Annotated in this window: 13 protein-coding genes and 1 pseudogene; 6 read left to right on the top strand and 8 right to left on the bottom strand. The window is 67.6% G+C overall.

What is annotated here, in order from left to right; genetic code table 11:
- Positions 1-873, bottom strand: an 873-nt coding sequence (locus B0T44_RS23475; protein ID WP_081512585.1) for an erythromycin esterase family protein, incomplete at its 3' end; no start/stop codon positions are given.
- Positions 874-967: 94 nt separating this feature from the next.
- Between B0T44_RS23475 and B0T44_RS23470 the strand changes: the two genes are divergently transcribed.
- Positions 968-1,678: a TioE family transcriptional regulator gene (locus B0T44_RS23470; protein WP_254854263.1), complete on the top strand. Its 711-nt coding sequence runs from the start codon at positions 968-970 to the stop codon at positions 1,676-1,678.
- 152 nt (positions 1,679-1,830) lie between these two features.
- Here B0T44_RS23470 and B0T44_RS23465 read toward each other — a convergent pair whose 3' ends face one another.
- A complete protein-coding gene (locus B0T44_RS23465; protein ID WP_245839129.1) occupies positions 1,831-2,019 on the bottom strand; it encodes a hypothetical protein in 189 nt (62 codons plus the stop codon).
- Positions 2,016-2,428 (bottom strand): annotated as a pseudogene (locus B0T44_RS23460) (nuclear transport factor 2 family protein). The gene B0T44_RS23465 and the pseudogene B0T44_RS23460 overlap by 4 nt, the downstream one beginning before the upstream one ends.
- 164 nt (positions 2,429-2,592) lie before the next feature.
- Here B0T44_RS23460 and B0T44_RS23455 point away from each other — a divergent pair.
- Complete coding sequence (locus tag B0T44_RS23455) at positions 2,593-3,177, top strand: TetR/AcrR family transcriptional regulator (protein ID WP_077121938.1); 585 nt, start codon at positions 2,593-2,595, stop codon at positions 3,175-3,177.
- Between the two features lie 67 nt (positions 3,178-3,244).
- On the opposite strand, the gene B0T44_RS23450 is transcribed toward B0T44_RS23455, so the two are convergent.
- The 5 genes from B0T44_RS23450 to B0T44_RS23430 all read right to left on the bottom strand — a co-directional run bounded on the left by B0T44_RS23450 (position 3,245) and on the right by B0T44_RS23430 (position 7,631).
- Positions 3,245-4,306: a prenyltransferase gene (locus tag B0T44_RS23450; RefSeq protein WP_077121936.1), complete on the bottom strand. Its 1,062-nt coding sequence runs from the start codon at positions 4,304-4,306 to the stop codon at positions 3,245-3,247.
- Positions 4,293-5,024 carry a class I SAM-dependent methyltransferase gene (locus tag B0T44_RS23445; protein ID WP_077121934.1) on the bottom strand — a complete coding sequence of 244 codons (732 nt, stop codon included), beginning with the start codon at positions 5,022-5,024 and terminating at the stop codon, positions 4,293-4,295. The genes B0T44_RS23450 and B0T44_RS23445 overlap by 14 nt, the downstream gene beginning before the upstream one ends.
- On the bottom strand, positions 5,018-6,289 hold the full coding sequence (locus B0T44_RS23440; RefSeq protein WP_077121932.1) for a glycosyltransferase family 4 protein: 1,272 nt from the start codon (positions 6,287-6,289) through the stop codon (positions 5,018-5,020). The genes B0T44_RS23445 and B0T44_RS23440 overlap by 7 nt, the downstream gene beginning before the upstream one ends.
- 2 nt (positions 6,290-6,291) lie before the next feature.
- Entirely contained in the window at positions 6,292-7,164 is an 873-nt protein-coding gene (locus tag B0T44_RS23435; RefSeq protein WP_081512581.1) for an LLM class F420-dependent oxidoreductase, read from the bottom strand.
- Between the two features lie 74 nt (positions 7,165-7,238).
- Entirely contained in the window at positions 7,239-7,631 is a 393-nt protein-coding gene (locus tag B0T44_RS23430) for a carboxymuconolactone decarboxylase family protein (RefSeq protein WP_077117443.1), read from the bottom strand.
- Between the two features lie 489 nt (positions 7,632-8,120).
- Here B0T44_RS23430 and B0T44_RS23425 point away from each other — a divergent pair, with 489 nt between their 5' ends.
- The 4 genes from B0T44_RS23425 to B0T44_RS23410 all read left to right on the top strand — a co-directional run bounded on the left by B0T44_RS23425 (position 8,121) and on the right by B0T44_RS23410 (position 11,229).
- Positions 8,121-8,327: a ferredoxin gene (locus B0T44_RS23425; protein ID WP_077117445.1), complete on the top strand. Its 207-nt coding sequence runs from the start codon at positions 8,121-8,123 to the stop codon at positions 8,325-8,327.
- Between the two features lie 21 nt (positions 8,328-8,348).
- The gene (locus B0T44_RS23420) at positions 8,349-8,903 is read left to right on the top strand and encodes a nuclear transport factor 2-like protein (protein WP_077117447.1); all 555 of its coding nucleotides are present in this window, start codon (positions 8,349-8,351) and stop codon (positions 8,901-8,903) included.
- Between the two features lie 5 nt (positions 8,904-8,908).
- Complete coding sequence (locus B0T44_RS23415; protein WP_081512583.1) at positions 8,909-10,162, top strand: hypothetical protein; 1,254 nt, start codon at positions 8,909-8,911, stop codon at positions 10,160-10,162.
- Between the two features lie 221 nt (positions 10,163-10,383).
- Positions 10,384-11,229 carry a hypothetical protein gene (locus B0T44_RS23410; protein ID WP_139347852.1) on the top strand — a complete coding sequence of 282 codons (846 nt, stop codon included), beginning with the start codon at positions 10,384-10,386 and terminating at the stop codon, positions 11,227-11,229.
- Positions 11,230-11,257 lie beyond the last annotated feature (28 nt).

Genomic DNA, 11,257 nt, shown 5'->3' with positions numbered 1-11,257 from the left:
CGTGCTCTTGTTCCGCTGGAGGTGGCCGTTGTGGGCGTTCACCAGCGCCGGGCCCTGTTCGGCGAGGGCGAGCAGGTTGGCGGCCATCATCGAATCCCGCACGGCGAGCAGCCATGACATGCGGCTCGGCGAGGTGTCGGCCATCCAGAAGTGGTACCGCAGCAGGCCGGTGGCGGTGCGCCCGTACAGGCGTGCCCGGTGCCAGTCCTCCCGTGAGGACGCCGCGATCAGGTGCGGTGTCTGCGCGTCGAGCAGGGCCACCAGATCGTCGGCGAGTAGACGCAACTGTTCGGCGTCGGGCGTTTGCCCCACGGACTGGGACGGGTCCATCATCGCGGTGGGATCGGTCCACCGGTCGTCGGTGCCGAGCAGGCGGTCGAGCGTTTCCGCGGTGCAGGGGAGCAGGTTGGTGTCGACCCGGGTCGCGAGGTAGGCGTGGAGTGCGGTGAGGGCCTGTCGAGGGCTTGCGGCGCCGGTGATCTCCAGCGGGCCGTCGAAACCGGCGAAGCGTAGTTGCTCTGACGCTGGTCGGCCGTCGTTGTACGCGCGCATCCAGCGCACCAGCTCGCGGTTGGCTGGGAAGGTGCCCCATCCGTGGCTGAAGCCGCGCTCCATGACCTCGTCGAGAGTGCCTGTGCCTGATGCGATGTAGGCGTCCACGACCAGGCCCATCAGGCAGTCGCTCTCGATCGCGATCGTCAGATAGCGCTCCTGCTTCACGAGTTGCCGGAAGAGATCGTTTCGCAGCTCGAGCAGAACGCCCTCGCCGTGGGTGGGCTCACCCACGGCAAGCAGCCGCGGCCGAGTCGGGAGCAGGTCCTTGACGGTAACAGCGTCGACGGCATGGGTGGCGTCTGTGACGGCAGTAGGCATGCCCTCAACGGTATCGTTGAACCAACTGTTGAAACTTTCCACGATATTGGGCAGAACATTGCAGCGAAACCTTCAAAGTGGGCGTCTCAGGCCGATTGATCTGGCGCGCGGGTACGGCCTGTCCACGCAAGCGATCCGCAACTACGAGGCAGTCGGGATCCTTCCGGGCGCCGAACGCACCCCGCATGGCTACCGCACCTACACGCCACTGCACGCGCAAGCGCTGCGCGCGTTCCTGGCCCTCGTGCCCGGGCACGGCCACCAGACGGCCACGGCGATCATGCAAGCGGTCAACCAGGGCGCGACCGAGGACGCGCTTCGGCTCGTCGACGAAAGTCACGCCCAGCTGCTCGACGACCGCTGCACCCTCCAGGCCGTCGAGGCCGCGCTCGGCGACCTCGAGCCCGTACCGCAAGAACGCGGCGAGATGTTCGTCGGCCCTCTGGCAAGAAGGCTCGGCATCCGCCCAGCCACCCTGCGCACATGGGAACGCGCCGGCCTGGTCCAACCACGCCGCGACCCGCAGACCGGCTACCGGGTCTACCGCGCGGCCGACGTGCGCGACGCCCTACTCGTCCACCAGCTCCGACGGGGCGGCTACCTGCTGGACCAGATCGCCCCGCTGATCGCCCAGGTTCGCTCCGCCGGAGGCGTCGCACCCCTGGAAGCGTTGCTCCGCGACTGGCATGCCCGTCTCTGTGCCCGCGGCCGCGCCATGCTCACCGGCGCCGCCGCGCTGGACGCCTACCTCGGGTGCCGGCCCCCTGGAGCCGGCTGCACCACTGTCGAGGGCAGCCGACCGTAGCTTCGGCAGTCGCGGCCCGGCTACCCGCGCGCCAGTTCCGGATTCGTCCGTCGTCGCTTGCCGGGGTCGCCGTAGTATCGGCCGAAAATCGGGCGGATATGGCCTAGCTGCTGGTCGGTGGGTGCGGGAAGTACCGGGACCGATGAGGCTCGTCAGTTCGTGCATCGCCTGAGGAGATGGTTGAAGTAGCGGCGCAGGTTCTCGGCCTTGCGGTGCCGCGACTTGGCCGTCAGTTCGAGCAGACTCGCGCCGGATTCGTCGAGGTGTGTCAGCCCGGAGTGCCGGAGTTCGTGTAGGTGCCGGGCGATATGCGGTCGTCCGACCGGTGTGCGAGATCTCATTCGAGGCGCGTACCTCGACGCGCTGCTACTACTTTGCGGTAGATGATGCGCCATCCTTGTTGTCCGCGTTGGAGGACGTCTTCGTATACCGCGGACGTGGTTGTTCCGTCGGCCGCGACCGCCAGTCCCTTCGAGCGCACCCGCGCGTTCCGGTGGTCCTGGCCGGCGATGACGATGTTGGTGAGGTGATGTGCCAGCGGTTGGTTCGTCTCGTCCCGGCTGCCGCGTACCAGGTCCTGCACGGCTTGTAGTCCGTGCAGGTGCCGTACCCGTAGTCGGTCACGTCGAAAACCACATCGGCGGCGAACACTTCACCGAGTCGGTCCCACTCACGATCGTCGGCCAGATGCCCGTGTAATGCGATGGTTTCGTGTATCGCGATCAGGTCCTCGGCGGTGATGTCCGGCATCGGTCACCTTCCGGTTTGTCGGGTCAGCCCGGCGAGCAGGTCGATGGTGCGATTCTGTTCGCCTTCTCGGGGCCACTGCCAATCCATTAACTGGGGTGAGCACCCCAGTTAATTCCGGTACGATACGGAGGACCCACCCCATTTAGCAAGAAGGTGCCGGGCAGATGGGAGAAAACCTCATATCGTCAGGTCGAAGGAGAGCCGATGCGCGACGCAACCGCGACAGATTGGTGACAGCGGCGAGCGCGGTGATCGCGGAGTCCGGGGCCGAGGCGTCGCTGGAAGAGATCGCCCGCCGCGCCGGAGTCGGCTCAGCCACGTTGCATCGGCACTTCCCGAGCCGCACGGGACTGCTCGAAGCAGTGCTACGCGACCGTGTCCAGGCATTGTGTGACCACGCAGAGAACCTGCTCACGGCCCCGAACGCGGGCGCTGCGCTGGTGACCTGGCTACGGGCTGTCGTGGCACACGCGGCCGCCGTCCGGGGGTTCGGGCCTGCCCTGACGGGATACGAGCCCGATCCGGAATTCTTACCCCACACCATGATCAGGCAAGCCGCCCAGCGACTCCTCACCCGCGCCCATCAAGAAGGCTCGGTCGCCCCGGCTGTCACGGTCGACGACGTCCTGCACCTCGCCAACGGCATAGCCCTGGCAACCGAATCCCTGCATGACCCGGCACAGCGCGCCGACGCACTGATAGCACTGGTAGCCAACGGCCTTCTGGGCAACAGCAACGACGAGCGATAGGCGTGCGCTGTAGGTGGCGTGATCAGAATCCAGCACAATTGCCGTGGCAGCGACCGGAGAACGCGGTTCAGCTACGCACGGCTACCGGCACCGGTACACCGGTGACCGCGTCGGCGGCCAGGTCGCGGAAGATGCCGTTGGCGGCGCTGGTGCGTGACAGTGCGTCGGCGGCCAGGATCATCGCCGCACCGGTCCAGGTAGTGCGTTCCTCCGGCCAGCGTTTCCCGTCGGCGAACACCAGACCGGTCCAATACGATCCGTCGGTTTCACGTAAATGCTGCATGGCGGCCAACAACCGGTGGGCGCGGTCGCGGTCGCCGAGGGTGTCCAAAGCCAGCACCAGTTCACAGGTTTCGGCGCCGGTCACCCATGGCTGGTCGGCCACACAGCGGGCACCGATGTTGCCGACCACGAAATCACCCCAGCGGGCGGCGATCCGGGCCCGCCCGGCCGCACCGCGCACCGCACCGGCGAGCACCGGGTAATACCAGTCCATCGAATACCGGTCCTTGGCCTCGAACACTTGCGGGCGCTGTCGGATCGCGGTACCCAGCCGATGCCGCGCGGCCTGCCAGTCGGAGCGGGGTTCGCCGAGCCGTTCGGCCAGCGTCACCGCGCATCCGAGGGCGTGGAACATGCTGGCGGACCCGGTCAGCAGTGCCTCGGCGGCCACGGTGTCACCGTCGCGCAGCCACCGGATGGCGCCGTGCTCGCCCTGCATGCCGACCACGTAGTCGATCGCGGCGCGCACCACCGGCCACATGCCGGTAACGAACGCGTCGTCACCGGTGATCGCGTAGTGGTGCCAGACGCCGGTGGCGATATAGGCGCAGAAGTTGGTATCGGTGGCGGTGTCCTCGATGCTGCCGTTGCGGAACTGCCGCGGCCAGGACCCGTCGGGGCGTTGGGTGTACGCCGACCAGGAGTAGGCGGCGGCCGCCTCCTCCCAGAGTCCGGCCACAGTCAACGCCATCGCCGATTCGATGTGGTCCCACGGGTCGGTGTGCCCGCCGGGGAACCAGGGGATCGCACCGTCGGGTTCTTGTGCGGCGGCGATGGATTCGGCGGTCTGGCGGCATTGGCGGCGGGTGAGAACGTAGGGTATCGACGGCAGGTCACACCGCGGCACGATGCACCACCGGCTTGGTGAAGTAGAGGGCGACGCTTTTCCCGATCAGCGGGTCGAGCGCTTTCTCCGCGACCCGGGTCAGCAGCGGGCGGCGCATCATATCCCACACCAGCAGCTGATGGTAGGCACGCGCCAGCACATGGTCGTCGTTGCGGACTCCGACCGCGCATTTGATCCACCAGTACGGTGCGTGCAGGGCGTGCACATGGTTGCGGTGAGTGAACCGCATCCCCCGGCCGGTGATCTTGTCGCGCAACTCGTCGGCCTTGTAGATGCGCACATGCCCGCCTTCGTTGCTGTGGTATTCGGTCGACAACGCCCAGCACACCCGTTCGGGCAGCCACCGCGGCACCGTCACCACCAGCTGCCCGCCCGGCTCGAGCACCCGCACCAGTTCGGTGATCGCGGCGTCGTCGGCCGGGACGTGTTCCAGGATTTCCGAGGCGATGACACAGTCGAACGCGTGGTCGGGGTACGGGAGCGCCAACGCGTCACCGCACATCGTTTCCGCAGTCGCGCCCGCAGGGGCTTCACCGGCGGCGGCCATGGCGTCGAACATTGTCGCCACCCCGGACAGTTCGTTTGCGTCCTGGTCGAAGGCGATCACTTCGGCGCCGCGCCGGTAGGCTTCGAACGCGTGCCGGCCCGCGCCGCAACCGACGTCGATGACCCGGACGCCGGGACCGACCCCGAGACGGTTGAAGTCGACGGTCAGCACAGTGGCCCTCCTGCTGTCGATGGTTGCTGAAACGGTGTTCCGACGCGCCGGTCGATGGCACGCTGATACACCTGCACGGTGTGCGCGGCCACCGATTCCCAGCTGAACACCGACACCGCCCGCGCCCGGCACTGCGCCTGCATCCGGGCTCGAAGCTGCGGGGCGTCGAGCAGCTCCCCGATCACCTGCGCCAGTTCGGCGGCGTCACCGGGTTCGGTCAGCCGCGCGCACACCCCGTCCGCGCCGACGACTTCCGGCAGCGCCCCGGTGCGTGACACCACCAGTGGGGTGCCGCTGGCCATCGCCTCCACCGCGGGCAGGGAAAACCCCTCATACAGTGAGGGGATGCAGGCGATTTCGGCCGAGGCCAGCAGTTGCGCCAACTCCAGGTCGCTCACGCCCGCGCGGACGGTGACGATATCGGTCAACCCGAGTTCGGCGATCAGTTTCTCTGTCGGCCCGTGAGGGTCGAGGGTGGCCACCAGCTGCAGTTCGACGCGGTGTTGCCTGCGCAGCCGGGCCAACGCGGCCAGCAGATGCGCGACCCCCTTCAACGGTTTATCGGCGCTGGCCACTGCCACGATCCGGCCCGGGATGCGTGGCCCGCGCGGGGTGAACAGGTCGGTGTCGACGCCGAGGGGCACCACCTGCAGCTGCCGTGGGTCGACACCGAAGTCGTCGGCGATATCGGTGGCCGATGACGAGGACACGGTGAGCAGGTCGGGGATGCGGCGGGCCACTCGCATCTGCATGCCGAGGAACCCGTACCAGCGGCGCACCAGCGGTTTACGCCGCCAGCTCGCGGCGGCCAGGTCCACGGCGCGGTCCTTGGTGATCGGGTGATGCACGGTCGCCACCAGTGGAAGCAGTTCGGCGATGTCGAGCAGGCCGCTGCCGAGGCACTGGTTGTCGTGCACCACATCGAATTCGTGCGCCCGTGCCCGCAGCAGGCGGGCGACGCGCAGGCTGAAGGTGCGTGGTTCCGGGAAGCCTGCCGTCCACATCGTCGCCAGCTCCAGCAGGTCGATGTGGTCGCGGATCTCGCTGGGGCGCGGGGTGCGGAACGGGTCGTCGTCGCGGTACAGGTCCAGGCTCGGTACTTCGGTCAACCGCACCCGCGGGTCCAGCTGTTCGGGGTAGGGCTGCCCGGAGAACACCTCCACCCGGTGTCCGAGTTCGGCCAGCCCGGCGCTGAGCTTGCGCACATAGACCCCCTGCCCGCCGCAGTGGGTTTTGCTGCGGTAGGACAACAAGGCGATCCGCACAGTCAGCGTCCTCCGCCGGTCGCCGGTAGGTCTAGTGCGGCCAGTTTCCCCGCCAACCGCTGCAGGTAGGTCCGCACGTCGGTTTCGGGTTTGTCGGGCAGGCCGTAGAGCACGTCGGTGACGCCGTCGGTGGCCCACTGCGCCAGCCGGGCGGGGTCGGGTTTGGTGTCGAGGGCCACCACCCGGGGCTGCCCTTCTCGGCCCGCGTCGCTCCAGGTCTTGCGCAGCAGCCCCAGCCGCGCGGAGAGATCGGTTTCTCCGGGGGTGGTGATCCAGCCGTCGGCGTTGGCGGCGATCCAGGCGAAGGTGCGTTCGGTGCCCGCAGCGCCGATGAGGACCGGGACGGTGCGGTCGACCGGTTTGGGCCAGGCCCAGCTGGGGCCGAAGCTGACGTATTCGCCGTCGTAGGCGGCTTCGTCCTGGCTCCACAGCGCGCGCATCGCACCCAGGTATTCCCGCAGCACGGTGCGACGTTTTTTCGGCGGCACGCCGTGGTCGGCCAGTTCGTCGGTGTTCCAGCCGAAACCGGCGCCGAGCATCACCCGCCCGCCGGACAGGTGGTCGAGGGTGGCGATGGTTTTCGCGAGGGTGATCGGGTCGTGTTCGACCGGTAGCGCGACCGCAGTGGCCAGTTCGATGCGGTCGGTGACCGCGGCGGCCGTGGCCAGCGACACCCAGGGGTCGAGGGTGCGCATATAGCGGTCGTCGGGCAAGGAGGCATCCCCGGTCTGCGGGTGCGCGGCTTCGCGTTTGACCGGGATGTGGGTGTGTTCGGGAACGTAGAAGGAGTGGAATCCGTGGTCTTCGGCGGCTCGGGCGGCGACGGCCGGGCTGATACCGCGGTCGCTGGTGAACAAAACGATGCCGAAACGCATACCTGGTGCCTTGTCTGGTCGGGGGTCGATTCGTCGCTGCGGCGCCGCGGCGGGGCGAGCGAGTGCGGGTGCGGTCACCGATGCTGGTTGCCGGTCTTCTTGCGGTGCTGGGCCACGGCCTGGCCGACGACGGTGTCGAGTTGGGTGCCTGCGGGCCAGCCCACATAGTGGCACAGGAACAACGCGATCTCGCGTAGTTGCTCTTCGTCGAGCTCACCGTTGTGCAGGGCCGATCCGACCTGGATTCCGGCGATGTCGAACAGTCCTTGGGCGGTCAGCGCGCCCAGCAGCAGCAGCCGGCGGTCGCGCACGGTCAGCGCAGGCCGCGACCAGATATCGGCGAACAGGTGGTCGGCGGTGACGGCGAAATGCGCGCCGGGTCCGTCGGAGAATTCGAAGCCGTAGACCTCCGCCATTTTGGCCAGGCCGCGTTCGCGGACCGTGGGCTGGGGGTCGGTGTCGGTCATGGGGGCTCCTTGTTCTGCGGTGGGGCAGCGGTGCGCGGGCCGGTCAAGATCATCCGGAACTGCCTGGACAGGTGTACAGAATATAGTTCGACCACTCGAGCGCGCGCAAGAACACGTTCCTGTTTCAGTCGTGCCGCTCCCGGGTGCGCAACACGATGGGATATCGCGGCCCCGATAAGACCTGGCGGGCGAAAAACCCTGTTTCGTTGTCTGACACGCCCGCTGGTGGTACCGTCCAGACACATGTCCAGCTACGTGTCTTCCTGCTGGTTGGTGCCGCTCACTCCAGGCAGAACTCGTTACCGGAAACAAGGGCGCGCCATGACGGCCACGCCCCTCCGGCCCGCGACACCCACCCGAGAAACCGCCGCCTTCTTCCCCACAGCCGCCCCCACCACACCCCGCGGCCCCACACCCGGTCCCGCCCGCCGCGCAACCCCGGGCCCACCGACCGAACACCCTCTCCGGTAGGCGAAGACGGGAGCACACATGAAAATTGTCGCCGACCTGGACCTGTGCCAGGGACACGCCGTCTGTCAAGCCGAAGCGCCGACGGTGTTCCACGTCCCCAAACGCGGCACCGTCGAAATACTCGACCCCGCACCGGGACCGGAGACACAAGCCGACGTCGACAACGCGATCCGCTATTGCCCCACCCGAGCTTTGTCCCTGACCCCCGACAGCGACAACAGCTGACTCCTCGAAAAGGACACACCGATGACAGGTTTCGACCGCGCCGAACTCGACGACATGGTGCGCCGCTGGGTGCTGGAAAACCAGCGCTGCGAAAAGAACGGCGACTGGAAACCCCTCGCCGAGATGTACACCGCCGACGCCACCTACGGCTGGAACTACGGCCCGAAACAAGAATTCATGGCCGTGGGCCGCGACGAAATCCGGGAACTGGCCCTCGGCCAGGAAATGGCAGGCCTGGAAGGGTGGGTGTACCCGTACCAGCAGTTCGTCATCGACGAACGCTCCGGCGACGTCATCGGCTTGTGGAAACAGATCTACGACACCACCCCCCGCGCCGACGGCAGCAAATACACCGTTCAAGGGATCGGCGGCAGCTGGTTCCGGTACGGCGGGAACTACCAATGGTCCTGGCAGCGCGACTTCTTCGACTTCGGCAACGTCTCGGCCCTGTTCCTCGAGATGATCACCGACAACGCACTGTCGGAGGGCATGCAGCAACGGATCGGGCGCGCCACCTCCGGCGACCCGCTACCGGGTTGGTATCGCCTCGGCGCATCCCCGGTCCCGCTGTGGTGACCCCGATGCCCACACCCACCAGCAGATTTCACGACTTCTCCCGGGAAACTCTCGCGGCTGTGGTACCTGAACTGCTGCTGTGCGGGCACCTCATCGACCGCTCCGGGATGGCACATTCCATCGCCGCGTTCGGCCGCGAAGGTATGACCGAAGTCGCGATCGAAGAATGGCAGCTGGCCAGCCCTGTCTACACCCGCCGCATGCAGCGGGCCCTGAACTTCACCGGCGACGACGTCATCACCATCTTCAAAGGGATGCAACTGGAAATCGGGGCACCACCACAGTTCATGGACTTCCGCTACCGCGTCGACGACCCCCACCACGGCCGGTTCTGGCTCGACCACTGCGGCGCCCTCGCCGACGTCGAACCGATGGGCACCGAATACGTGACCGCGATGTGCCACGACATCGAAGACCCCACCTTCGACGCCACCGCCCTGGCCACCAACCCTCACGCCCAGGTCCGGCCCCTCCACCGGCCGCCACGCGAACCCGCAGACCGGAAACCGGTATGCGCATGGACAGTTGTCATCGACGAATCCCATACCCCGCCCCCGGCTCCACCCAACGCGGCCCTGGTCGCCGATTCGGTGGCCGCCGGGATCGCCCTGCCCGCCATCGCCACCGACCAGGAGGGACGCAGCGACTACCGCGGCCCCCTGTTGAGCGATCTGCGTTTCGCCGACTTCTCCCATTCGGCGCTGGTACGCATCAGCGAAGAAGTATGCCTGCAGCAGCATCTGCTGACACTGGGGTTCATGATCGCCGTACACAGCCGCACCGACACCGACACCGCGCTCGGCATCGGCCGCAAACAGTTCACCGGTATCGCCGGTCTCACCGCCGAACGCCTCCGCACCTGCCTGAGCCTCGACAGCGACGACCCGGCCACCCTCGCTCAGGTGCTGCGCGTACACCCGGCGCTGAACCCGCAGCCCTACACCGGCATCGACATCGACGACAGCAGCCCCGCGCTGCGAGTGCGGTTCCCGCACAACAGCGGCGCGATCACCGACCGGGTATGGCCGTCGATGATCGACCCCGACCATCTGGAGCCGTTGGACGCCCTGGTGCGCGGAGTGAACGCCCACTACTACAGCCGCGTCACCGACACCGACGAAAACGGATGGACCGCCGACATCCTCCGCGCCGACGCACCCTTTCGCGAAGCCTCGGAGGTGGCGGTGACCCGATTCAGCACCGGCGCCGATTTCACCTTCACCGACCGAGGGATACCGCTCCCGCTCACAGTCATCTGACACCGTGCAGCACACAGCACGACACCACCGGAATCCAGTCCACTGAACAGGGCGAAGCCGCTGGTGACAGCGTATTCCGAGGATTGGTCACCGAATTCGCCCTATCCGTATCGCCTGTGAGTCCGAATGTGAAGCGACAAAGTCTGTTTCAGGATGAAAGGTGACACATGGGCAGCGGCAAGCACAGAGCAGTCAGCCCGCGTCGACAGAAAATGGGTTCCATGGTCGTGGCGGGAGCGGTTCCCGTGGTCCTCACGCTGGTAGGAAACGGCACCGCGAACGCCGAACCCGATCGCTACATCCCCATAACCCAGACCGAGCAGACCGACCCGGTCGTCGCCCCGGCCGTCCCCGCCGCCGATGACACGGACTCGACCGCTCCGACGGACATGAGCACCCCCGGCGAACACACCGACCAGTCACCGGAATGGCCTGCCGCCCAAGCACCGAACGTGCGCCCGTACCGGGGTCTGCGGATTCCCGACGACGTACTGAGTTCACTGCAGTGGGCACGCCCGATGCCGAAGAACGAGTACCTGTCGCCGGTGGAGGCGCTGCATCCGCCCGTCCCGGTCGACCCGGTACCGCCGATCGCCCCACCGCCGGGCACCTTGCGGTTCGGCGACGTCCACGTCGAGGCACCGGAATGGCTGCCCCGGGAGCAGGCGATCCAGCTCAACGACGGCGCCGCGGTCACCGAGGCCAATATCGCCACCTACCTCGACTCGGTCGGCATGGAACGCACCCGCTCCGACCGCATCGCAGGTCAAACCGTGGGCGCCGCCGCGATCGGCGCCGCGGCCGGTGCCGCGGTGGCCAGCCCCTTCGCGCTCATCGGGGCAGGCGTCGGTGGTGCGCTCGGCCTGGCCATCGGCTTGCCGTTCGCGCCGATCGGTCTCGCCGCAGGCCCCATCGGCGCCGCCTACGGTGCGGCCCTGATGGCTGCTCCGCTCGCAGCCGTCGGCGCAGCCGTCGGGGCGGGCCTCGGCGCAGCACACGCCTTCAGCGCGCCCCCACGCGCCCTCGCCCCAGCTCCCGACACCGCCATCGAAGCGATCGACGGCTGACCGGACGGCGCTCGCTGTATCGCCGGGC

Origin of the sequence: Nocardia donostiensis (genome assembly GCF_002081715.1) — a bacterium.
GTDB lineage: Bacteria > Actinomycetota > Actinomycetes > Mycobacteriales > Mycobacteriaceae > Nocardia > Nocardia donostiensis.
This window is presented reverse-complemented; position numbering and strand designations above follow the sequence as displayed.

Excerpts from the sequence above, each read along its gene's own strand:
- B0T44_RS23465 (WP_245839129.1), bottom strand. The coding sequence starts at position 2,019 with ATGAGATCTCGCACACCGGTCGGACGACCGCATATCGCCCGGCACCTA.
- B0T44_RS23455 (WP_077121938.1), top strand. The coding sequence starts at position 2,593 with ATGGGAGAAAACCTCATATCGTCAGGTCGAAGGAGAGCCGATGCGCGA.
- B0T44_RS23435 (WP_081512581.1), bottom strand. The coding sequence starts at position 7,164 with ATGCGTTTCGGCATCGTTTTGTTCACCAGCGACCGCGGTATCAGCCCG.
- B0T44_RS23430 (WP_077117443.1), bottom strand. The coding sequence starts at position 7,631 with ATGACCGACACCGACCCCCAGCCCACGGTCCGCGAACGCGGCCTGGCC.
- B0T44_RS23425 (WP_077117445.1), top strand. The coding sequence starts at position 8,121 with ATGAAAATTGTCGCCGACCTGGACCTGTGCCAGGGACACGCCGTCTGT.
- B0T44_RS23420 (WP_077117447.1), top strand. The coding sequence starts at position 8,349 with ATGACAGGTTTCGACCGCGCCGAACTCGACGACATGGTGCGCCGCTGG.
- B0T44_RS23415 (WP_081512583.1), top strand. The coding sequence starts at position 8,909 with ATGCCCACACCCACCAGCAGATTTCACGACTTCTCCCGGGAAACTCTC.
- B0T44_RS23410 (WP_139347852.1), top strand. The coding sequence starts at position 10,384 with ATGGTCGTGGCGGGAGCGGTTCCCGTGGTCCTCACGCTGGTAGGAAAC.